Raw genomic sequence first — 21,848 nt, forward strand, 5'->3', positions numbered from 1 at the left:
CCGATGAAATGGGCGGAAAGCACACCATTATCGGACGCATACGGCGCTCGGACGGCAGCATGACCGTCGAAGCGGCCATGATCCTGCCTTTTTTCCTGCTCGTTGTCCTGTTTCTGATTTTTATTGTACAGATGTCGTTGTACTCGACGGCGCTGCAGAGCATGGTTTCGGATACCGTCAAGGTGGTATCTTCGCATATGTACCCCGTATACCTGGCTGTTCAGGAAAAAGCCGGCGGGACCGCGGCGTCAGGTCCGGGCGAGCCGGCCGCAGAGCTTGGCCGGCAGGAAACCGGGGCTGGCGGAAAGGACGGGATCGGGGGAGTCAGGAGCGTACAAGGAAAGACTGCAGAAGGCAGAGCCAATGAGGGCGAGACTGTAGACAAGACCGGAGAAGGCAAGACCGGAGAAGGCGGAACACGGGATGGCTGGACTGTCCCCAGGCTGCCGGTGGCTGAAGTAGCTGGACAGCTGTCTGAAACGCTGCCGCAGCCGATTGGAAGGTGGCTGGGAGAGGCCGTCCAAGGCAGGACTGGCGCACTCGAACAGCTTGAGGCGGAGACGTCCGAAGCGGTGCTTGACCCGCTGATCAAACCGCTGCTCCTTCCGAATTTAAGCGCGGGGATGCTGGAGGAAAAACGAATCCATGTGTCCAATATCATGATGCCTGACCTCAAAAAGGGGACGAAGCCGTTTTTTGGCTTAAGCGTCAGTTATGAGCTGCCGATGAAGGTTCCTTTTCTGAACCGGAAAATCGTGTTGGAAGCGAGCGCAATAGAGCGGATATGGATTGGTGAAACCGATCCGCCGGATAACGGCCAGGGGGGCGGGGAGACCGGCGAACATTCCATAACCGTACTGGAGAAGCCTAATCCAGGGTATCCCGGAAGGCAGGGAACAATTAGAGCCAAGGTCGAGCCGGGCTGCCGTGCGCAGCTGACCGTAATCTATAAAAGCGGAACCAGCAAAGCGAAATATTTGGGTTGGGCGGAAGCAGACGGCGGCGGTATCATCGAATGGAACTGGAAAATTGGTACGAACACGACACCGGGGGAATGGCGATTTGTAATTGAAACCGATGACGGCCGTTCTGTGGAGGCCGGATTTACTGTCGCGCCGGCACGTGGAGGATAAGGGGTGCTTGTAGATGATGAGTTGGGAAATTTGGGGCGCGATGCTGTTGGTAGCGGCGGCTTTTGTGTCGGACAGCCTCCGGATGAGAATTCCGAACTGGATGACCGTGCCATCCATGCTTGCAGGGCTGCTTGTTCACTGGATCGCCGGAGGAAGCGAAGGCCTGCTGCATTCGCTTGGCGGTGCTGGAACAGGACTGCTGGTTATGCTGCTGCTGTATGTGACGGGTGCGGTGGGCGCAGGAGATGTGAAGCTGTTTGCCGGAATCGGCGCCTGGATCGGTGCCTGGTACACGCTGCAGGCGATTATGTACTCCATCCTGTTTGCGGCGCTGATCGGCTGCCTGATTATGCTGTACAGACGGGAGTCGTTCAGCAGGCTGTTTCGGATCGCAGGCCGGCTTACCGGATTTATCCTGCTGCGTAATCTGCGGCTGCTGAAAGCCGGGGACGGCCAGGAGCTCCGGTTCCCGTTTATGTATGCCGTTCTTCCCGGCATGCTGGTCGCGGTCCTATACCAATAATCGGAAAGGAGTCAGTTCCTTATGTTCGGATTAACCCGGGACTTCGTGCAGCGGGAAGGAACAAGAATGGTGTTGCAAGCTCCTGAAGGGCTGCCATCCTCGAAGCTGAACAAAATCCAGGTCAGGATGCTGATGGAGGCTCGAATTCCTCATCATCTCCCGTTTTACTTGAGTGAGCTGGACCTGGAAGCCAAGCTGGAGTATGCAGTATCGGGCAAAAAAATGCTGTCTCTCCTGCTGAAAACGGAGAAGCTGGATATGCCGGGGTTGTACACTATATTATTTCAGGCCGCCCAGGCGGTTGAAGATGGCAGACAGCATATGCTCCGGCCCGAGCAGTACTCGCTTCAGTCGGATTATATTTTTGTGGAAGGAGCGCTATCGACGGGTACCGTGTTTCTGACGTATCTTCCGCTCCTTGAACCTGATTTTCTGCAGCCTCCGGGGGAAGCGTTTAAAAATTTGATCACCCAGCTGATGGCGTCCGCTTCCGAGCTTGATGGCGGCGGCATACAGCGTCTGCTTCAGTATTGTGCGGATGAAGACTTTCGGGCCGCCGGGCTCAGCCGGCTGGCGGCGGAGCTGTTAAACGAAACCGGAACACCGTTCCGTATAGATTTTGCAGACAATGCAGCCAAAAATGCGGACCGTCGAAATCAATCAGTTCATATAACAACAGGAATGAGCCGTGATTTGGATTGGGAGACTGGATCGTCCGCTCCTTCCCTAGGGTCAGGCCGCCAAGGCGGCGGGCAGCAGCGCGTGTCGGGACAGGAAAGCGCACAGCAGGCCAACCGTGCCGACAAGCTGTACATGGCTGCCGGACCGGGGGAGCAGGCGGCGGAATGGCGGGAAAACACACAGGGAGCGGAACAGACACCTGCTGCAGAGTGGAGCCGCTTGTTCTCAGGGCTCCCGGGGAAATTGGATATGCAGGCTTCAAAAAAAGAACAGGTAACCAAGAGACAGGCTGATGGTTCGGATAACAAAACGCAAAGTGCCTCGGCGAATCGGACCTATCTTTTGCTTGGCAGCGGTTTGGGCGCGGCGGTGCTCTGGAAGTTCGTGTATTTGTCCGAGCCTAACGGCATCCGGTTAGGCCTAAGTGTGGGAGGAACGCTGCTGCTTGGCTGGCTTAATTGGTATTTCCGGAGAAGATTCGCAAGGGAGGAGGATGCGGATGCAGCTTTGGCTGTGCAGGGAGCCGGCCCTTTACCCGGGAGAAAAAATTGGAATTGGAGAAGTCTAGAGGAGACCGGGTCCGGGAGCACGGCCGCGGCCAATCCAAAGCGCGGTCAGCGGGGTGCGCCGCGGATACGTAACGAGGACGCCGGAGATCAAGCGGACCCAGTCCCTATCAACGCGGCAGGACCGGTGTTTACGGGCCAACCAACAGTCCAGAGCTGGAGAACGCCAGGCGGTGAGAAGTCAAACAGAGGAAATGCAGGAGGTGCTTTTTCTTCAGCTTATGAGTCAGCTGAAATTCCGTCATCCCCTGACCATCCGCTTGCGGAAAAAGGTGGATTGGGAGCGGGTGACCCGGTGCAGCCGTCTTCCTCCGGCAGCATCGGGTCTCCGACCGTAGTGCTTCAGGCTCCAGACGTATCCGCCGAAGCTGGGCGGCGGATACAGGGAGGGGGTGGTTGTCCTTATCTGGAGCGTGTGCCTGAGGGAGGGGGAGCGCCCGAACGTATTGAACTCAACCGGACCAGCTTCATTATCGGCCGGTCTCCCGAGACAGCCCAGTATGTAGAGAGCTCTGAAGGCACCTCCAGGGTACATGCCGAGTTGTCACGCGGGCGTGACGGTTATGTCCTCAAAGATTTGGATTCCCGCAACGGTACGCTGTTCCGGGGAGAGCCAATGATTCCATACAAAGAATATCTATTATCAGAAGGAGATGTGTTTACCATTGTTAAAGGATACTACACGTTCCGCAGCGCTTGAGGGATTGCTTCAGACCGAATTTAGGGATTGGATTTCAGCTGCCTCAGCGCTTGTTCCAGTGTGGGATAAGCAAATACAAAGCCGTATTCCGTCAGCTTCGAAGGCAGCACGCGCTGGCCTTCCAGCACAAGCTGCGACAGCTCGCCCAGAAGCAGGCGCAGGACAAACGCCGGGATCGGCAGCCAATGCGGGCGGCCGTACACTTTGCCGACAGTTCTTCCGAATTCGTCATTGGTAACCGGCGCAGGCGCCACTGCATTCACAGGGCCTGAAATGGCGGGAGTATTGGCACAAAAGTCGATTATGGATACCACGTCGTCAATATGTATCCAGGAAATCCACTGCCGTCCGCTGCCGATCCGTCCTCCGGCACCAAATACATAAGGAAGCTTCATCGTCCTGAAGGCGCCTCCTCCGTTACCGAGAACTACGCCGGTGCGAAGCTTGACAACTCTGACTCCGGTGTATTCACGGTCCGCCGCATCCTCCCATTCCTTGACGACCTCGGAAGGGAAATCCATCACTCGGGCGGGAGAAGCCTCGTCAAAGGTCTGGTCGGCGGAAGTGCCGTAGATTCCGACGGCGGAAGCCTGAATCACGACCGAAGGTTTCCGGCTTAAGGACTGCACCAGCTTGGCTGCCGCGGCCACGGTATTAAGCCGGGAGCTGCGGATAGAGGTTTTGCCGGAAGCGCTCCAATGCTGATTCAGTGTTGCGCCAGCCAAATTGATGAGTGCATCGCAGCCCTCGGCCGGATGCGGATCGGAAGCAAGGCTGTCCCAGGTCGCGTATTGCACACGCGGGTCGGTATGGGCGGAGTCGGGCAGTTTACGGCCGACAAGCAGCAGACGATGGCCGTCCGCAAGCCATTTGTCGGTCAGCGCTCTGCCGATAAAGCCGCTTCCTCCGCAGATGACATAGTTCATAGGTGACCTCCTGACACGGCTTAAGCAAAATAAGCGGGGAAATATTTATTTCATCAGATGGCGGTAGGGCGTGTAGTCGATCTTGTTTTTTTCCAGAAAGCGGACCAGGAACCGGTTATCCTTCCTTGGCGTGGCGACAATGTAGCCCTGGATACAGTGCTCCCGGGTCACTTCCGCAGCCCCTGATTCCACCGCGAGCTTGCCGATTTCGGCAGCGATAGAATGCTTGGCGATGTCACGGAACGGGCCGGGCACCGGCTCCACAAGCTGATTCAAAAACGCCTTGGATTCATCCGTCCATAGCGGGCGGCTGCGTTCGACCCAGTAGTTCTGCCAGTCCAGTTTAGATTTGCCGTCCGCCTTGGGCAGCACTTTAAGAAATTTGCGAAACATGAAGAAACCGCCGATGCACATGCAGCCCAGCAGCAGAAATGTCCAAAAAGCGATGGAGTTCATAAACCAGTTGCTCGGCGCCGCCGAAAGAAATCGGAATCCATGCAGTACAGCCATCCGTTTATTCACCTCTGGCAATGAATTTTGTCACAAACTGCTCGTTGGAGTAAATTATACCGTATAATGAAGCGTTTGCGAAGCTGTAGGGGCGCTCTTTCCTTTGTGGATTTATTTTTGCAATCACGATAAAATAAGGGTTAATTCGCTAAGGAAAGAGGGAAATGCATGCTGAAAATCGGATCCCATGTGTCCAGTTCGGACAAGGGGCTGCTTACCGCGGCAAGAGAAGCGCAGGAATACGGCTCCAGTTCATTTATGTTATATACCGGGGCGCCGCAGAATACACGCCGCAAACCTATCGAGAGCATGTATATCGAAGAAGGCAAGGCAGCCATGGCTGAGAACGGAGTAGAGGAGATTGTGATCCACGCTCCGTATATTATTAATCTTGGCTCTTACAAAAATCACACGTATCAGCTTGCGGTGGATTTTCTCCAGGAGGAAATCCGGAGAACCCATGCATTTGGCGTGCGGCACATTGTGCTTCATCCCGGCGCATATACCGATAAGGATGCGGAATACGGCATTCAGCGGATCGCCGACGGTTTAAACGAAGTGCTGAATGGTACCAATGAGACAGAGGTTCATATCGCTCTCGAAACGATGGCCGGCAAAGGCACGGAGATGGGGCGCAGCTTTGAGGAGATTGCGGCGATCATTGACAAGGTTGTTCACAATGAACGTTTGTCCATTTGTCTGGATACCTGCCATATCCATGATGCGGGGTACGATATTGTAAACGATCTGGACGGTGTATTGCAGGAGTTCGACCGTCTGATCGGGTTGTCCCGTATCGGCGTAGTGCATATCAATGACAGTAAAAATCCGGCAGGCTCCCGTAAAGACCGGCATACGCCAATCGGCTCGGGTTGGATTGGCTTCGATACGATCAACCGGGTCGTTCATCATGAATCGTTGGCCGGACTGCCTTTCATTCTGGAGACGCCGTGGATCGGCAAAAATCCGAAAACCCAGCGTCCAATGTATGAAGCGGAAATTGCGTTGCTGAGAGGGCAGACAGCGGAGCGTTTCGGCCAGGAGTTTATGGGACAAGTGGAAGAACTGCATGAATTTTTCGGCAAGCAGGACATTGATCCCCGACGTTTTGTGCTGGATACGTGGACACTGCTGAAGAATGACGCCAAGGCCAAAAAGGCTGATCCCAGAGAGCCGCTGGAGCGTCTGTATGATCTGGTTGCTGAAGCGAAGCTGTTCCCCGAGCTGAGCGAGGAAGCGGTGAACCACCGGCTGATCGCCTGGCTGGCAGGCAAGTCCATTCTGGTTAACGCCTGATCGCTTCCGGTAATTATCGCTGAAATTCCCCATCGTCCGTTTCGGCGGACAGTAACGAAGTGTCGAGAGGATGAACCGATTAACATGGAGCTTCATGTCAAAAGCAATCAAAGCGGACCGTCCGCGCACCCGGACCGGGCGCGGATGCTGATTTCCTGCCCGGACGGCCCGGGTATTGTCGCGGCCGTATCCCGGTTTCTGCATCAGAACGGGGCCAATATTGTCCAGTCAGACCAGTACACGATGGACCCGGACGGCGGGATGTTTTTTATGCGGGTGGAGTTCGACCTGCCTGGACTTGAGCAGCGTCTGGACGGGATTCGCGATGCGTTCCGGGAGGTGGCGGCGGACTTCAAGATGAGCTGGCAGATTTTTAATGTCAGCCGGAAGAAAAGACTCGCTATCTTTGTCTCCAAAGAAGACCACTGTCTGGTGGAGCTGCTGTGGCAGTGGCAGGCGGGCGATCTGGACGCCGAGATCGGACTGGTCGTCTCCAATCATACGGATATGAAGGCTTACGTCGAGTCCTTCGGAATTCCGTTTTATCACATTCCCGTTACAGCGGAGACAAAAGCCGAAGCGGAACGGCGTCAACTGGAGGCTGTCGGCGACAGCATTGATGTGATCATTTTGGCCCGGTATATGCAGATTATTTCGCCTTCGTTTATCGAGGGATACCGGAACCGGATCATTAATATCCACCATTCCTTCCTGCCGGCGTTTGTCGGCGGCAAGCCGTACGCCCAGGCTTACGACCGGGGAGTGAAGCTGATCGGCGCAACCGCGCACTACGTCACCGAAGAATTGGACGGCGGTCCAATCATTGAGCAGGATGTGGAACGGGTAAACCACCGCCACGATGTGAACGAGCTGAAACGAATCGGCCGGACCATTGAGCGTGTTGTACTTGCCCGGGCCGTTAAATGGCATATTGAAGACCGGATTCTGGTCCATAACAACAAGACAGTGGTTTTTAATTAACCGTCCGCTGTCATTTTGGTTAGATTTACCCTCATCATCCCCAGCACTAGCAGACAGGCACCCCGGCGATTTAAGCAGGCACCTGCGGAAATTCGCCGGAACAAGGTGTCCGGGCTGGCATTTATATTGCTCAAGGTCCGGAGAGAAGTTCCCCTTCTCGGCCGGCCGCCTTGCGGCATCCGCACCTTCTATTTCCCATAGATCATTAGTTTCAGGTGAAAAAGCATTTCGCCCGCATTTTGGCGCTTAGGCCAAAGTGTTTTTTGTCATGCCCAAAAACGCTTGTCTTTAAGGTAAGGAGGAGAAGAAAAATGTCATTGTGGAGAAAAGGCGGGATTAAACGGAATTACATACTGGCCGTTCTGATCCTTATTGCGGGGTTCGGCGGATTGTTTGGTTACGATCTGTATTTTAAGCCTTATGTGCTGGCGCAGCCCGTAGTGAAGGTCCGGTCCGGTGAAGGAGGAGTGCTGCCCAAAAATCATAAACTGCGCACCGAGGATCTGTATCTGGATACGGTGCAGACGAAAGACGTGCCGGCCGGCGCCATTACCAAGCTGGAGCAGGTTGAACAAAAGGTTACCAATGTAAATTTAACGGAAGGCAGCATTTTGACCGAGTCGCTGGTGAATATCGACCGGCTGGAGCCTACCGCCGAGGAAGGCGTCTTTCCGATTCCAAAAGACGCGATTTATGCGGTTAACGGGACGCTCCGGAGCAGAGATAAGGTGGACATTTATTTGATGGAGGGCGAGCAGCAGCAGCGGATGCGCTCCGAGGGCAGGCCTGGTGTTGTGCAAAGCCCAGCGATGACGGGAAATGCTGGTCTGCCGGATCGCCGGGGAAGTGATTCGGGGGCGCCCAGCGATGTGGCGGGGGCGGTTAAGAGTCCCGGTGAAGTGGGGAATCCTGGCCAGCCAGATCGCCGTGGAAGCAATTCAGATGCGCTTGGCGGTGGAGCGGGGGCAGCTCAGAGTCCCGGTGCAACGGGTGGTTCGGTAAGCGGTGAGTCCGTAAGCGGCAAGAACGGTGGGACCGATGGGGTCGTAAGCAGCAAGTCTGTAACCAACGGGTCAGTAGGCGGTGAGTCTTTAACCGGCAAGCCCGGAAGCGGCAAGTCCTTAACTGGCGATTCGACAACAGGCGGTTCTGCAGAGAGAGGGATGCATCGCGGTGCTGAGTTGGACAAGCTGCCGGAAGAGGCGTTTTTGACCAGCGTTACAGTGAATTATGTCCGCACGGAAGACAACAACGATGTGCAGGATTCCGACCAAGGGAATACCAATCAACGGTATACGTCCACCGGGAAGGTCGCGTCACCGGAGCTAAAGCTGCGGAAAGAAGACGGCCAGCGATTGAAAGAGTACCTGGAGCAGGGCTGGAAGCTGTGGATCGTGCGGGTGGAATAGGAGAGGGGCGCCAATGAAAATTTACAGTTTTGGACTGGATCAGTTAACCATCAATGAGCTGCGTACCGCCGGTTATACAGTAACCGTGCAGACTTCGCTGCCTGAAGCCGCGATAACGGCGGGTCAGCTGCTGATTGTTACGAGTTTCCAGGTAGCGGTTCATGAACTTGGCCGTCTGCGTGAGGCTTACCCGGATGCCGCTTTGCTTTATGTGTATCAGCATCATGGGGTGTACGGGTACCATTCGGTGTTTTTGACTTGTGAGTCGCATCGGATTTACTTTTTGCCTCCCCGGTTTACCGTCTCGGCGCTGATCGGCAAGCTTAAGCTCATTATGGATGAAGAGGCGGAGGAACGCGGCAATGTGATCGGGTTATTTGGCTCGGCCCCCGGTGCCGGCTGCACCAGCGCGGCCAAGCTGCTTGCCTCGCGAATGGCTGCAGCCGGCCAGCGGGTGATACTGCTGGGACTGAATGTATACGATCCGGGCTGCAACCGGAAAACAGCCGTCAGTCTGGACCGGCTAAGGCCGCGGTTGACGGGGAAGTTTGTGCGGGATGAGGATTTCGCTGAGCTGGTTCAAGAAAATGGTTACCGCTACCTGCCCGGTAATTTCGATGTCCTTGCCGCGCAGGACTTTCGGGAGGAGGAGATAGAGTATTTGCTTGTAAAAGCCAGGGACCAAGCGGATGTTGTGCTCTGCGATTGCGGCTCCATTCCCGAAAGTGCGGCATGGTATGTCGGAATGCAGCAGTCTGCCATCCGGCTGTTCGTGACGCATCCCCGGCATGAATACCGGCTGCAGCAGCTGATGGAACTGACCGCCCAGCTTGATCTCAAGCCGCAGGATTTCAGTCTGATCATTAACCGGAGTCATATGGAAGAGGCGGTGTCCGCAAAAAACCTGGCACTTCGCTTCGGAACCGATATTTTATCCGAGATTCCTTACTCCCCTGGGGTGTCGGAGCTTCCTTCACCGGGCAAAAAAGAGCTTCAGCAGCTGGATGAAACCGCCCGGGCGCTTCTGGTGGCGCTCGGCAGGATGCCGGAAGCCAAAAAGAAAGGACGATTCGCATGATTCGAAATCGAAATTCCCCGGCTGCCGCGAAGATCGGCGAGCTTCAGCGGGAACTGCCGCTTGCTGTTCCTATTAGAAGCCCGGCGTTAGGGCGGACAAACGGCAGCGATGCGAAAGGAGCGATGCCCTCTGGTGGAACGTTGGTCCAGGATGCTCAAACACGGACTCAATCGCTAATAGCTGCTGAGACGCGTCTACACGGCGGACTGGAAGCCGCGGCACCGTTCTTTTCCCTCAAGCGGGCGGTTCAGGGAAACCGGAAGGCAGGCAGCGAAGGATTTGCCCAGTATCTGCAGCAGATGAAAGAGGAGATGAACGCAGGACCGGAGCGTGAGGATGAGGCGTATTTTGGGTTGAATGCCAAAGCGCTGACTGGAGAGCCGCAGGCGGTAAGTTTTTTTATGAACGAAATTGAAAAGTACTTGCGGCGGGTCCCGTATACGGGCAAAGTGCCTGATGCGTATGATACCGCGGCAGAAGCGCTGTTTCATGAGTGGAAGGGATTTGGCCCAGCTTATCGCTGGTTCACGGACAAGGCGTACAGCGAGTCGACGGGGCTGCAGATTATCGGGACGCAGATTTTTTACAACGATAAAGGGGCATTTGTGCCCTATCCGTACGAAATGCCTTCCCTGGAGAGAGTCGAACAGCTCAAACGCGCGCTTTTGAAAAGCGACTACAACAAAAAGCTAAACAAAGACAACCCGTCGGTTGAGTTTAAAATGGACGATCCGCTATGGCCGGGCCGGTTCATCCGCCTTGCGATTTGGGTTGCTCCCCGGGTATGGGACGGGTTCACGACGATTTCAATGCGCCGCCAAGTTGTGGAGTTCCTCGATCTGGACGATCAGGCGGGTACAGGATGTATCCCGGCCGAAGCGGTAGAGATGATTCGTTCGCTTGCGCAGACCTATCGGAATACCGTGATCGCCGGAGCGGTGGGGTCGGGTAAAACCACCTTCGCCAACACAATCGTCGGCGAGCAGCTTTTGGGCGCTTCGCAGTGCATGGGGGTTGTGATGATTGAAAAACATCCGGAGTCGATTTTGCCATACCAGATCAAAGGCCACCGGATTATTCCAATCCAGGCGGCTAATGAGGAGCTGATGGAAGTGGGCATCGAATCGCTCCGGCATGATCCCAATATTGTCTATATGACGGAAATGAGATACAACGAATGGGAATTTTACTTGTGGAGCGGGGAAAAGGGATACGACGGCATCACGGGAACTTTTCACACCGTTGACTCGGAGGACATTCCTTACCAGGGGGCATTTGCCGTATCGACCCGGATTGGCGGCAGTCTGAAAGGGCATCTCATTTCGGCGCTGAAGGCATGCGAGCTGGTCTTCATTTTGGAAAGTACGGACAAAGGGAAAAAACGGCTGTCCCGGATCTCAGAGGTGCTGTATGACGAAGAGCGAAATTCGGTGTTTGCGGGCGATTTGATGCGGTGGGAGGAGGCAGAGAGTGACTGGTGCTACAGTGCCAAGATTACGGACGCCATGTCTGAAAAAATGCGCAAAAAGAACCCGGCCGTCTTCGAACGGTTTGTCCAGGAACTGAATGAGCTTTCCGCTCTCAAGCCCATGCGAAACCCGCTGAAGGAGAGCCTCAAGTCCAAAATCGTGCTGAATGAATAAGGAGGATGCGGCCATTGGAGCTAGTTGTGATAATGCTGCCTTTTTTAATGCATCTGCTGGTCGTGTGGGGAGTATGGCTGCTGATTCGCCTGCTCGTCCTCCGCCATTTGCATCAGCTCGGGCAGCGGATCGATTATTTGTTTCGCCGGCGGATAACCGCCTTTGCGCATAAAGCACAAAGACGCGACAAGGGATGGGGGCTCTATCGCCATCTGGACGATCTGCTGTACTTTGCACGAAAAAAATACGAGCCCGGAACCGGCGTCATCCGTTTTACGTTAGGCAGCCTGCTTTTGTTCGCTGCGGTCTTTTTGTCCGCGTGGTTAACGATCGGGGAGCTGCCTGGGCATATGCGGTTCGATAATCCGTTTCTTGCCGGAGCTGACCTCGAACAAGGAGTGCCGATGGAGGGGGCATGGCGGTTTCCGCTGTTTCTTGCCGCGGCCGCCTCTACGCTGCCGTATCTGCGTCTCCGGTACGCATCCGCCCAGCGCAGGGTAAAGGGGAGCTACGACCTGCTTGAAGTGGTGAAGCTGTCCGCCAAATATACGCATTTGTCAGTGGACGCGCTGCTGGCGCAGACTGCGGATTCCCTCGCGGCAGACAACGTGCTTAAATCGCCCTTGAAGCAGCTTGGCGCTTCCTTTGCGGCCTATGGCAGCGAAAAAGAACTTTATGAGGAAGCCCAGCGGTTCGGCAAGGCAATTGGAACTACCTTCGCAGTGGAGTATGTTTCGGATTTACTGTACGCGGAGAAGGAAGGCACGCTGTTTTTGAAGCCCTCGCTGATGCAGTTGAACCGGTCCATGGAGCAGCAGCGGGAAACAATTCTTGCGGTAAAAGCAAACAGCCGGGACGCGATCAGCTTAGGAATATACGGCAACCTTGTTGTTCTATTCGCTTCGGTTGGCACGTTTATGTTTATGCTGAAGCCGGATGTCTATTTTCGGCTCCAGTTCGGCACTGCGGTGGGCATGACGTTTTTGACGGTTATTGTTGGCAGCCTGTTTGTATCGTTTATGATCGGCGCCGGGCTTGCCAAACCCAAACTGGACTACCACTAAAGGAGGGACGCAATGGAACGCATAGGCTATTTGCTGGCACTAACAGGCGTAATGTACCTCGCGTTTCTCGTATGGAGCGGGGAGGGGCCGCGGGACCGCTATCTGCTGCGGCTGCGGATTCGCTTTGGAAGCGGGGCGGGGGAACGAACCAAACGGCTGCAGCGGAGGCTGGACGAGGCGGGTTTGCCTTTCTCCGCAAGCCATCTCCACGCTTTTCGGTATATCGCAGCGCTGCTCTGTCTGCTGTGGCAGGCGGCCGGGGTTTATATCCGGCAGGGGCCGCTTACCTGGTCAATCGTATTGGTTCCAACGCTGATTCTAGCGGTTACCGGTCCTGCCTGGTTTCTCCCTTTTGGTTGGCTGCTGGAGTGGCTGAGGCAGCGGGCGTCCATCCGGAAGGACAGCGAGCTGATCTCTTTTATTCGCCTGTATGAGAACAACCGGCTGCGAAAAAGAGGTTATGTGCAGTTTGGATCATTTTGCGCCGGAATGGCCCATCATTTTTATTACCTGCGGCAGTATCTGTACGATCTCTCCGAACGAGCGGTCGACGAAGGCGCGGAGCGGGCGATTGAGTGGTTTTGCGGCACATTTCCTTCAGGGCATCCGTTTATTCAGGATATCCGTTCGATTCTGCTGGCGACGGAAGCGATGGATGACGATGAGGAGGCGGCGCACTATTTGCGGGAGCAGGGGAGTATTATCGCCAAAATTTCCAGCGATCAATATCTCAAAAAGTGGTCTTTTATCGGCGATGTGTCCACGATTATTAACGTGATTCCCTCGATTGCGACGTTCCTGATGATCGTGTCGCTGGCGATGCAGTATATTTTGCTGATTAAGGATAATTTCAATGGAGTTGGGCTGTTCCAGTAGCTAAATGTCATATAAAAGCAACTATTAAAAATCTAAAATGAAAAGGGAGATATTAACAATGAAAAAAGATGCGATTTCCACCGGCCTGTTTATTGCGATTGGGTTTTTGTGTGTAGCGATTGTCATCGCCGTTCTGATTCCCGTGGTCCGCGATGTCATCAATGCTGCCGACGATAACCGTCCTAAAATCCCGGCCGCCATGAACATCCCTGCACCGGAGTCCGAGCGTTCCATGTCGAGAAGCTTCAGCGGCAGTTTGCGGGCGTAATGGCATGAAAAAGGATTCGATTTCCGTTGCGCTGTTTTTGGCGATCGGTTTTGTTATCGCAGGTATGTTCATTGCTGTCGCAACCAGCATGATCGGGGACAGCCAAGACGATATTATCGCCCATACGAAACAGGTGGAGCACTATTAGAAAGGGGAAGCGCAGTTGAAGGCAACCGTCCTCCGGGCCTTGTTTATGTGGCTTGTGCTGTTCATTGTGCTGCAGCCTATGTTCACGTACATTGATTATTTGCTGGATTTGCAGGTCAAAGCGAATACGTCTTATCTCGCTCAAAAAGCGGCTGTTGAGGGGGCGGTCACCCCCACCCTAAAAAATGAAGTGATCCAGCACCTGCAGGCGGTCGGCTTCCGGGAGCCGGATATTGAGATCACCAGCGGTACCTCGGCGGTGCAGGAGCGCAGCAGCAGGCTGGATGTGTACATCAAGGCTCCGCGAATCCACATGTTCCCGTACAACTTTTCATCAGGCAGCACACCTGGCTATTATTATGGCCACGGATCCATTATGAGCGAATATTTGGACTAAGAAGGGAGGAGGAGCGGAATCGATTATATTATCAAGCTGGCGTTTGTCCTGCTTGTCTTTTTGTACAGCTGGTTTTTCCAGACGCAAAATCAGGAGTGGGACATTCTCCGGACGATGCTGAAAAATGCAGGCAATATGGCGGTGCACGACGCGGCGCAGCAGGTGGATTACGGCCAGGTTGCAGGAGGGCGGCTCGTTATCGACCGGACAGCGGCTTACGCTATTTTTTGCGAAACATTGGAGGCCAATTTGGGTCTGGACGATTCGCTTAGTCCGGAAGCAGGCAGCCGGCTGCACAGCGGCGTCCGGATCCGCAGCTTCGATGTGGTGGATGAGGCTTCGGGCGTTGCCTTCCCCTTTTTGTACGAGAATGAGCAGTATGGCATTACCAAATACATACAAGGGCCCTCCGTAATTGCGGTGCTTGAAACGGACCATCCTGTTCTGATCGCGAGGGCCAAAACGCAGGAACCGATCCGGGTCCCGGCGATTCAGGAGTACCGGGCGGATCGATGAGGGAGAGCGGAGCAGTCCTCCCTTTCTTTTTTTGCAGCTGAATATTGAATGTTAAGGAGACGATGCGTGATGAAGAAGGATAAGAAGGCAATGGAATTAAAAAAGACTTGGGTGGCGATTGGGGCGTCAGTTGTCCTGGCCTCTCAAATGATGATGGTTGGCGGGGCTGCGGCCGATCCGGCGAAACCGGCAGCTTCATTGGCAGCTTCGCCTGCGGTGCAACCTAAGGTAGAAGCGGGAGCCGCGCAGAAGAATGAAGCGGGACAGAGTGATGAGGGAAAACGAAATGCTGGAGCGAAGCCGAAGGCTGAAGTGATGACCGATAACCTTTCGAAGTATGGGTTGAAAAAGGATATGGAGCTGCCGGTTACGGTGGAGGCTGGGGGGTTAAGTTATACGCTTCATAAGGTTATGATTTATGATTTTAATTCGAAGGATGTACAAGTTCTACGAAAAAAATTCAATTACGCTGCTAGTTCAGGTATGTTTGTAAACCCTAAATACTTTATTTGGACAAAAATTACAATCAAGAATAATAGTAAGTCTACAATCGACAACATGAATGGCAGTACAAAATGGTCCTTGCAAACTATGGATATGAAAAGATTTGATCCGGTTAGATCCTTTTCCAAAATCGGTAAAGTCAATGACAAAGAAGCTTTGAATAGTTTTAAATTGAAACCTAATGAATCTCTCACCACCTACCAAGCATTTTACTTTGATGGTACATTTGATTATTTTTCAGTTAGCATGTCCTTTAAAGGATCATTCACAGAAAAATATGTTGTTGTACCGGAAGAATTAAGAGGGAAACAATGAAGAAAGTAATTATTATTTTCACGGCGCTCTTGTTACTCTCTTCCTTCCCCATTACTAGAATAGATGCAGCAGCAGACAAAAAGTCCGCTACTGTATCAATCCCAGCTAATACGGGTCTAAATGGTCCTGATAATAGCGCTAAAACTTTTTTGTTAGAGTTACCAAGTAGTGTACCTAAAGAAGCAATTATTGCAAGTTCACTGAAATATACAGGAAATAATGAAAAACTTGGGCTTTCTATAGAGAATGGTAAGATCCAAGTTACCCTTAAAGGTACTCAAAATAATAAAATTGTTGAAGTTCAGGGGTATGAGGGTTCACACGCGAGAATGTACAGAACTGATATCTACAATTCTATCTGGTTATACTCAGATGGAAGACGGTGGCAGATCAATGAATATGACGAAAATAGAAATACCATGAAGACAAGAGATGTAAATGCGGCTGATGGATATCCTTCAAAAAATCCTCCCAAGACTATAGTTACGGCTGGTCCTTTGCAAAGTAAAGATAGTCTGAAATGGTACAACGGATCAAAGACTGATGTAGTTGAGTCTCAAAATGTTATAGCAAATAGCATTAAGAGTGAAATAACAGGATATTCAGCATATGCATCAGAAGAACCGAAGTTTAAAAACGGAAGAGTTATTATCAATTATGAAATACCTAATACAATACCGTATGAGCCTGAGCCTAGCGACGGCCTTTCCGGAAAGGCGGAGGGAAGAAAATACTTTGCCTTCGTAGAGTATTACTACACCGCCCAAGCCAAAATCACCACATACAGCTACGGCGGCACCGTAACTTTTGACTATCAACTACCCAACGAACCCACCTTAACTGGCTCGGCCGCCGTCCTTGCCCCTAACCCGAACCCGTTCAAGTTCGAAGGCAACGATGTCAAAGTGAAGCTTTCCATCAAAGGCGAGCTGCTGGGCTATACGGATACCTCCAATATCTCGGAATGGGTGTTTTACGCGAAGGAAAAGGGGAACGATGCTTCCTTGGCGCAAAAGAAAATCTTCGATAAAGCGCTGGCGACCAGTAACACCTTCGATCATTTTGTCATCAGTAAGTCCAAGCTGGCCAGCGCGGAAAAAGCCATTCAAGACTACAACCTGACCGTGAGGATCCGCTTCAAAAAGCCGGTCACCAGCGGAGGCAAGTCGGTCGATTACCTGGACAAAGCCTTCACCGCGACCGTTGAAGTCTATAAGACCAACCCGACCGTCGTTGTCCCCCCTCCGGGTGGCACGCCGCAAAAACCGACGCAGAAACCGCCGGTGGCCGTAATTGATGGGCCGGATTTGGTCAAAGCCGGCGAGGATTTTTTTATCAGCGGCGAACGTTCTTACGACCCTGACGGAACCATTGTCGATTACAAATGGAATCTACCCGGCGTGCAGGAGGAGGTAAGCGGCAAGAACGGGTGGACGTGGTACCCGATCAGCAAAATGGGAATGAACTCCGGAACGCTGCGGGTTACCGACAATGACGACATGTCGCGGGGGACAAGCACCCGAATTGAAGTTATCGCCCCTACGCCGGTCGCCTCGATCATCGCCAGGGGGACCCTGAAGGAGAACCGGAAAGTTACGCTGAAGAACAAAAGCCGAAGCCCGGAGCATTATCCGCTGGTGGCGGAGAAGACCCGGATTACGATCACCGCCGTGTCGGGCGGGTCGAATGCGGATATCAAATACAGCGGCTCCTTGAACGGGATGCAGGAAAAGGATGTGATTTTTAAAAAGCCGGGGACGTACAAGGCGACCATTACCGTAGAAAATACAGCCGGCTATTCGGATACCAACTCCGTTACCTTCGACATCGTGCCGGACCAGGCACCGGTGGCCTACATCGGGGTGCCGAGCGAAGCGTACCGGGATCCGGAGAACGGGAATCAAGCGGTCGTCTCATTAATCGATATGTCCTTCTCACCGGACTTTGATTTTCTGGCCCGGAGGGTGTGGGAATACCGGTATGATTCCAACAATAACGGCAGCTTCGAGGACGAGGGATGGACCGTCGCAAACAGCGAAAATCTCACGACAATTCGTCTAACACTGATTGAAGTTGGTAGGTACGAAGTGAAATTGACCGTATTTGAGGAGTTTGACCAGCCGACGATTCCGGAGTTTATCACCGAGGCGGACCGGAAGTTTGGAGACACCCGGACGCAAAGCCAGATTGAAAAGATTGTGACCGTCAAAAACCGCGCGCCGGAAGTCGATTGGTCCCTGTAGGAGGTTTTGGAACGCATGAAAAAAACAATACGGGCAGCTGCAGGCCTGCTGCTTGCGCTTAGTCTGCTGCTGCCGACTCCGCTTGCGCCGCTGCAGCCGGTTCCCAAGGCATCCGCGGCGGGGGAGGAAATCCCCTTTGATGATGTCACCCTGCCGGGCGGTTCCCTGCAAGCCAGCCGACCGGCCAGCTATGCCGGCGATCCGAACTGGTATCCAAGCCGGATGGAAGTGGATGTGCCGGGTATCCAACTGAACGGTCTGAAATACAACCAAGTTACAGGGATATTGGAAGGTAACTTAAGCGACTACCGGGTCAAACGCTGGGAACTGTGGAGAGAGGGACTTGGTGAGCGCCCGAAAGATGCCGGATGGAATCGCTGGTATCATGGCTACACAACCTCTTACTACTATGGGTTGGTCGTGAACTATAAGGACGGCAGCTCCAAACAGCTCACGTATACCGGGGGAGGCGGCGGCAAACTCGTTCTGGAGAACGGTAATCTTGCCGGTTATAAGAATGGGATGTTCGATGATATTTACCCTGACTACCCGAACTTTGATAGATTTATGGTCTACTATCAGACGACGTGCTGGGATCCGGACAATCCGAATAGCTGCTTTATTGACTATAATTCTCCCCATAACGTTGTTCCCAGTTTTCGATTTGAACTGGAAGCCGGTAAGGTGCCGAAATCCATTACCTTTTCAGAGGGGTATTGGGAAGAGTATTGGATAGCCGACCAGTCTTTCAATACAGGTTCAATTCAGACTTATCACAAATATGGAGTTGAGCGCGCCCGTGAAATCCCCCTGGTCAACAACAAGCCGCCGACCCTTACCTTAACTTCGCCCAATGGGGCGAACCTGATGAACGACGAGGGCTTCAGCGGCTACAATTTGACCGGCTATGTCCAGGACCCGGATAACGACGCCCTGGATGTGGAAGTGGAAATCCCGAATGTGTTTTACAAAAAAATTCGGCTGGAAAACACCGGATCCCCCAAAAGCTTTTCGGTTTCCATTGATGCTCTGCAGGATGGAATGCCGCCGGGAAATTATACGGTGTACGTCAAAGCCGTCGATCCGTATTCAAGAAAAGCAGAAGCCTCATTAAGCCTTAGCGTAACCAACCGCGTCAGGAACAAGGCGTTTTTGCTGATCAATACGCAGGTGGACATCGGAACAAAATATAGTGACCCGGAAAATGATCCGCAGCACCAGGAGCGGTACAAGTACGAGCATGATCCGTACTTTTTTGATAATCCAATGGGGATCATCGGGGATTCGGGCTTGTGGCGGTCCAGCAAATACACATCATTCCCGTACAGCGGCGTTTATGTCGGTTCGTTCCAGGCAAGGGATAACCCGAAAGGGGACGACCGGTTTGACGAATTCCGCATGTGGAGCCGGAACAATTTGTCCTCCATGACCTTCCATGTTCACCGCAAACCGATTGCCTTGTTTACGGCAAAGCGGGTAGGAGGAACGATTCAGCTGACGGACAGCTCTTATGATCTGGACCATGTGTCCGCTGTAAACAAAGGCCTGATTGACTGGCAGTGGCAGTACCGTGCTGCAGGCCAAGAAGTTTGGACTGATGGCCAGCCTGGCAATCAGCCGAACGGGCAATACGAAATCCGCCTTCGCGTCCGGGACGTGGACGGCCTGAATGGCGTAGGCGTATGGAGCGATTGGTGCGTCCGGACGGTGGGAACCCCGGGGAATACGCCGCCGGTCGCCATGTTTACTGTCACGCCCAACGAGGTTTCCCACCGGAAATCCACGTCCACCACGGATCAATCCTTCGACCCGGATAACGATCCGCTGGACACCTACCAGTGGAAAATCACGAAAAACGGTTCGCAGGAGGTATGGAGCCATTACGGCAGCCCGAATGTGCCGCCGAACATCACGCAGCTTGGCACCGGCAGCTACAACGTAACGCTGGCCGTCCGCGATAACCGCGGGGCTTGGTCCCAGCCATACAGCCAGCTGGTTACCGTAAAAAACCATCCGCCAGCTGCGGCGTTCAACATGCCGGTGGAAGTGTACCGCGATACGGTGATCCAGCCGGAGAATTTGACGCCGGATCCGGACGCGGACGGTGAAGGATTGGCGTATCAATGGAATGCCAGACTGAACAGCAGCCCGTATTACTGGACCAGCAATGACCGCAGTCCGACCTTTACGATCCGGGATCTGATCAACCGAAACGGCATTTCTCACCCGAAAGCCATCTCCGATGGCTGGGAAATGCGGCTGACCGCCTCGGACGGCGCGCTGAGTTCCAATGCGACCCGGACGTTCAGTGTGAAAAACCATATCCCTTCAGCGGCGATTAATGGACCGACAAGCGCTTATCAGTATGACACCAAAACGTTTTATTCGGCTGACGAAGACCTGGATACGTCCGACCAACCCAGCCTGAGCTATTACTGGAAGCTGGTTGATGCCGACGGGGGAATCCGGATGCTGAACACGCAAAACGTGACCATGACGTTTAATGAACCAGGCATCTACTCCCTGGAGCATTGGGCGGTAGACCAGATTGGCGACAAGTCGAACATCGCAGCGCTAAAAATTACCGTGGCTAAAAACGAAGCGCCGTCCATGACGCTGACTTCGCCGCCGGGAACTTCCGGTGCACCGACCATCCTGGATGCCGAGCTGCAGGGCGATCCGCTGATTCAGTGGACGTACAGTGATCCGGAGAACGACCTGCAGGAGAAATACCGGTTGGAGTTTTTCACGAAAGACAGTCTGCTGGCCCGGACGGTGGAAAACACGGACGGCAGCGGCGGCATCCGGCAGTATCAGGTACCGAATCCGACCTTTGAGCGATTCGAGTTGTTCAAGGTGCTGGGCCGGGCGTATTCCAAAGGCTCCTGGTCCGAGATTTCCAACGAAAAGGCGTTTATTATCGACAACCCGCCAACAGCCGGCTTTACGCTTATGACCGATACCGGCAAAAATGCGGCAACGACGCCGATCTACCGGACCGATACGCTGCTGATTAAAAGCACGGCAAACGATGCCGACATTCCGAAGGGCGACACCATTAGCCACCTGTACTACCTGATGCCGGCGGGCGGCACGGAAGCCTTGGCCAGCAAACAAGCGGACTTCACCAAAAAGTTCACGACAAACGGTACCTTCACCTACCGCCAGCGCGTCACCGATTCGCTGGGATTGTACCGGGAGATTTCACACAGCTTCAAGGTGGTTAACCGGCTGCCGAAAGTGAAGATCACGTATCCGTCCAGCACCAACCCGGCGAAACCGACCGTTATTCCGACACTCACCCCCACGATTAAGTGGGCGTATGAAGACGAAGATAGCGACCTGCAGCAGCGTTACCGCGTCCGGATCCTGGACGCTGCAAGCGGTGCGGTGGTCACGCAGTCCGGAGAGCAGACGTCGGGTGCAACCCAGTGGCAGATTGGTGCCGGTACACTCACGGAGAACAAAACGTATATCGCGGAAATGGAAGTCTATGACAGGTTCGACTGGAGCGCTACATCCGAGCGTAAATATTTCCTGGTGAACCTGCTCAGTGTCAAGGGCGGTGTCAAACATACGGAGGAATGGAACCATAACCGGCAGGCCTTCAATTTGAAAAAAAGCGGCGATCCTGAATCACCGCGTGCGTATAACGTTTATTGGGCCGGGGAGCGGTTTGTGCTTGAAGGCAAAACAACGGGGCTGCCGGATACAGTCAGCGTAACAATGAGCGGAGGATACAAGACGGAGCTGACCGTAACCGATCCGGAGGAACGGACGCGTTGGGTGGGCGAACTGTACGATCCCTCTTTTGACCGGCTGCCGGACGGTTCGGTTACCTTCACCTTTACCGCCATCAATGCTTACCAGACGAAGACCGATCAGATAACGGTGATTATTGACGGAGACTGGGCCGATTATTACCGGTACCACCGGATCCAGTAACTTGCTCTAAAATACCGCGGAACGCAAAAAGGGACGGGCCGTGTGCCCGTCCTTCCTATCTATGTACTTCACTCTCTGTGAGGATTATCCTACAGCTTCGGTGATTATCTTACCAGCTAGTGTGATT

19 protein-coding genes are annotated in these 21,848 nt (G+C 53.6%); 17 read left to right on the top strand and 2 right to left on the bottom strand.

Translation table 11 applies throughout. The features are described 5' to 3' along the window. Positions 1–8: 8 nt before the first annotated feature. Genes ACE6ED_RS11765 through ACE6ED_RS11775 form a run of 3 tightly spaced genes read left to right on the top strand, consistent with a single transcriptional unit; the run spans position 9 to position 3,603 of the window. Positions 9–1,133, top strand: a complete 1,125-nt coding sequence (locus ACE6ED_RS11765; protein ID WP_410827305.1) for a TadE/TadG family type IV pilus assembly protein — start codon at positions 9–11, stop codon at positions 1,131–1,133. Positions 1,134–1,146: 13 nt separating this feature from the next. Further along, a complete protein-coding gene (locus ACE6ED_RS11770; protein ID WP_410827306.1) occupies positions 1,147–1,656 on the top strand; it encodes an A24 family peptidase in 510 nt (169 codons plus the stop codon). Between the two features lie 21 nt (positions 1,657–1,677). Beyond that, the gene (locus ACE6ED_RS11775; RefSeq protein WP_410827308.1) at positions 1,678–3,603 is read left to right on the top strand and encodes a DUF6382 domain-containing protein; all 1,926 of its coding nucleotides are present in this window, start codon (positions 1,678–1,680) and stop codon (positions 3,601–3,603) included. A gap of 20 nt (positions 3,604–3,623) precedes the next feature. Here the strand turns inward: ACE6ED_RS11775 and ACE6ED_RS11780 are convergent, their stop codons facing one another. Both ACE6ED_RS11780 and ACE6ED_RS11785 read right to left on the bottom strand, forming a co-directional pair. Next, positions 3,624–4,529 carry a TIGR01777 family oxidoreductase gene (locus ACE6ED_RS11780; protein WP_410827309.1) on the bottom strand — a complete coding sequence of 302 codons (906 nt, stop codon included), beginning with the start codon at positions 4,527–4,529 and terminating at the stop codon, positions 3,624–3,626. Between the two features lie 45 nt (positions 4,530–4,574). Continuing rightward, positions 4,575–5,039, bottom strand: a complete 465-nt coding sequence (locus ACE6ED_RS11785; protein WP_410827310.1) for a DUF2621 domain-containing protein — start codon at positions 5,037–5,039, stop codon at positions 4,575–4,577. A gap of 168 nt (positions 5,040–5,207) precedes the next feature. On the opposite strand from ACE6ED_RS11785, the gene ACE6ED_RS11790 reads away from it, so the two are divergent. The 14 genes from ACE6ED_RS11790 (at position 5,208) to ACE6ED_RS11855 (ending at position 21,721) form a co-directional block, all read left to right on the top strand. Next, a complete protein-coding gene (locus ACE6ED_RS11790) occupies positions 5,208–6,335 on the top strand; it encodes a deoxyribonuclease IV (RefSeq protein ID WP_410827311.1) in 1,128 nt (375 codons plus the stop codon). Positions 6,336–6,419: 84 nt separating this feature from the next. Continuing rightward, complete coding sequence (gene purU, locus ACE6ED_RS11795) at positions 6,420–7,316, top strand: formyltetrahydrofolate deformylase (protein ID WP_410827312.1); 897 nt, start codon at positions 6,420–6,422, stop codon at positions 7,314–7,316. A 311-nt stretch (positions 7,317–7,627) separates the two neighbouring features. Then, positions 7,628–8,725: a CpaB family protein gene (locus tag ACE6ED_RS11800; RefSeq protein ID WP_410827313.1), complete on the top strand. Its 1,098-nt coding sequence runs from the start codon at positions 7,628–7,630 to the stop codon at positions 8,723–8,725. 13 nt (positions 8,726–8,738) lie between these two features. Continuing rightward, positions 8,739–9,803, top strand: coding sequence for a hypothetical protein (locus tag ACE6ED_RS11805; RefSeq protein WP_410827314.1), 1,065 nt, complete (start codon positions 8,739–8,741; stop codon positions 9,801–9,803). Further along, a complete protein-coding gene (locus tag ACE6ED_RS11810) occupies positions 9,800–11,446 on the top strand; it encodes an ATPase, T2SS/T4P/T4SS family (protein WP_410827315.1) in 1,647 nt (548 codons plus the stop codon). The genes ACE6ED_RS11805 and ACE6ED_RS11810 overlap by 4 nt, the downstream gene beginning before the upstream one ends. A 14-nt stretch (positions 11,447–11,460) precedes the next feature. Further along, the gene (locus ACE6ED_RS11815; protein WP_410827316.1) at positions 11,461–12,510 is read left to right on the top strand and encodes a hypothetical protein; all 1,050 of its coding nucleotides are present in this window, start codon (positions 11,461–11,463) and stop codon (positions 12,508–12,510) included. A 12-nt stretch (positions 12,511–12,522) separates the two neighbouring features. Next, complete coding sequence (locus ACE6ED_RS11820) at positions 12,523–13,386, top strand: hypothetical protein (protein ID WP_410827317.1); 864 nt, start codon at positions 12,523–12,525, stop codon at positions 13,384–13,386. Between the two features lie 58 nt (positions 13,387–13,444). Beyond that, complete coding sequence (locus ACE6ED_RS11825; protein WP_410827318.1) at positions 13,445–13,654, top strand: hypothetical protein; 210 nt, start codon at positions 13,445–13,447, stop codon at positions 13,652–13,654. Between the two features lie 4 nt (positions 13,655–13,658). Next, entirely contained in the window at positions 13,659–13,802 is a 144-nt protein-coding gene (locus ACE6ED_RS11830; RefSeq protein WP_410827319.1) for a hypothetical protein, read from the top strand. 15 nt (positions 13,803–13,817) lie between these two features. Beyond that, positions 13,818–14,198 (top strand): hypothetical protein, encoded by a 381-nt coding sequence (locus tag ACE6ED_RS11835; protein WP_410827320.1) that lies wholly within the window; start codon positions 13,818–13,820, stop codon positions 14,196–14,198. A gap of 114 nt (positions 14,199–14,312) precedes the next feature. Then, positions 14,313–14,714, top strand: coding sequence for a hypothetical protein (locus ACE6ED_RS11840; RefSeq protein ID WP_410827321.1), 402 nt, complete (start codon positions 14,313–14,315; stop codon positions 14,712–14,714). Between the two features lie 69 nt (positions 14,715–14,783). Further along, positions 14,784–15,533: a hypothetical protein gene (locus ACE6ED_RS11845; protein ID WP_410827322.1), complete on the top strand. Its 750-nt coding sequence runs from the start codon at positions 14,784–14,786 to the stop codon at positions 15,531–15,533. Next, positions 15,530–17,776 (top strand): hypothetical protein, encoded by a 2,247-nt coding sequence (locus ACE6ED_RS11850; protein ID WP_410827323.1) that lies wholly within the window; start codon positions 15,530–15,532, stop codon positions 17,774–17,776. The genes ACE6ED_RS11845 and ACE6ED_RS11850 overlap by 4 nt, the downstream gene beginning before the upstream one ends. A gap of 15 nt (positions 17,777–17,791) precedes the next feature. Further along, a complete protein-coding gene (locus ACE6ED_RS11855) occupies positions 17,792–21,721 on the top strand; it encodes a hypothetical protein (RefSeq protein WP_410827324.1) in 3,930 nt (1,309 codons plus the stop codon). Positions 21,722–21,848: the final 127 nt, after the last annotated feature.

The sequence above is a fragment of the Paenibacillus nanchangensis genome (genome assembly GCF_046543445.1).
Taxonomy (GTDB): domain Bacteria; phylum Bacillota; class Bacilli; order Paenibacillales; family Paenibacillaceae; genus Paenibacillus_AQ; species Paenibacillus_AQ nanchangensis.

What these genes read in the sequence shown, in the direction of transcription:
- ACE6ED_RS11805 (WP_410827314.1), top strand. Translation starts at nt 8,739, where the DNA reads ATGAAAATTTACAGTTTTGGACTGGATCAGTTAACCATCAATGAGCTG.
- ACE6ED_RS11775 (WP_410827308.1), top strand. Translation starts at nt 1,678, where the DNA reads ATGTTCGGATTAACCCGGGACTTCGTGCAGCGGGAAGGAACAAGAATG.
- ACE6ED_RS11845 (WP_410827322.1), top strand. Translation starts at nt 14,784, where the DNA reads ATGAAGAAGGATAAGAAGGCAATGGAATTAAAAAAGACTTGGGTGGCG.
- ACE6ED_RS11850 (WP_410827323.1), top strand. Translation starts at nt 15,530, where the DNA reads ATGAAGAAAGTAATTATTATTTTCACGGCGCTCTTGTTACTCTCTTCC.
- ACE6ED_RS11820 (WP_410827317.1), top strand. Translation starts at nt 12,523, where the DNA reads ATGGAACGCATAGGCTATTTGCTGGCACTAACAGGCGTAATGTACCTC.
- ACE6ED_RS11770 (WP_410827306.1), top strand. Translation starts at nt 1,147, where the DNA reads ATGATGAGTTGGGAAATTTGGGGCGCGATGCTGTTGGTAGCGGCGGCT.
- ACE6ED_RS11785 (WP_410827310.1), bottom strand. Translation starts at nt 5,039, where the DNA reads ATGGCTGTACTGCATGGATTCCGATTTCTTTCGGCGGCGCCGAGCAAC.
- ACE6ED_RS11790 (WP_410827311.1), top strand. Translation starts at nt 5,208, where the DNA reads ATGCTGAAAATCGGATCCCATGTGTCCAGTTCGGACAAGGGGCTGCTT.
- ACE6ED_RS11780 (WP_410827309.1), bottom strand. Translation starts at nt 4,529, where the DNA reads ATGAACTATGTCATCTGCGGAGGAAGCGGCTTTATCGGCAGAGCGCTG.
- ACE6ED_RS11800 (WP_410827313.1), top strand. Translation starts at nt 7,628, where the DNA reads ATGTCATTGTGGAGAAAAGGCGGGATTAAACGGAATTACATACTGGCC.
- ACE6ED_RS11840 (WP_410827321.1), top strand. Translation starts at nt 14,313, where the DNA reads ATGCTGAAAAATGCAGGCAATATGGCGGTGCACGACGCGGCGCAGCAG.
- ACE6ED_RS11765 (WP_410827305.1), top strand. Translation starts at nt 9, where the DNA reads ATGGGCGGAAAGCACACCATTATCGGACGCATACGGCGCTCGGACGGC.
- ACE6ED_RS11830 (WP_410827319.1), top strand. Translation starts at nt 13,659, where the DNA reads ATGAAAAAGGATTCGATTTCCGTTGCGCTGTTTTTGGCGATCGGTTTT.
- ACE6ED_RS11825 (WP_410827318.1), top strand. Translation starts at nt 13,445, where the DNA reads ATGAAAAAAGATGCGATTTCCACCGGCCTGTTTATTGCGATTGGGTTT.
- ACE6ED_RS11810 (WP_410827315.1), top strand. Translation starts at nt 9,800, where the DNA reads ATGATTCGAAATCGAAATTCCCCGGCTGCCGCGAAGATCGGCGAGCTT.
- purU (WP_410827312.1), top strand. Translation starts at nt 6,420, where the DNA reads ATGGAGCTTCATGTCAAAAGCAATCAAAGCGGACCGTCCGCGCACCCG.
- ACE6ED_RS11855 (WP_410827324.1), top strand. Translation starts at nt 17,792, where the DNA reads ATGAAAAAAACAATACGGGCAGCTGCAGGCCTGCTGCTTGCGCTTAGT.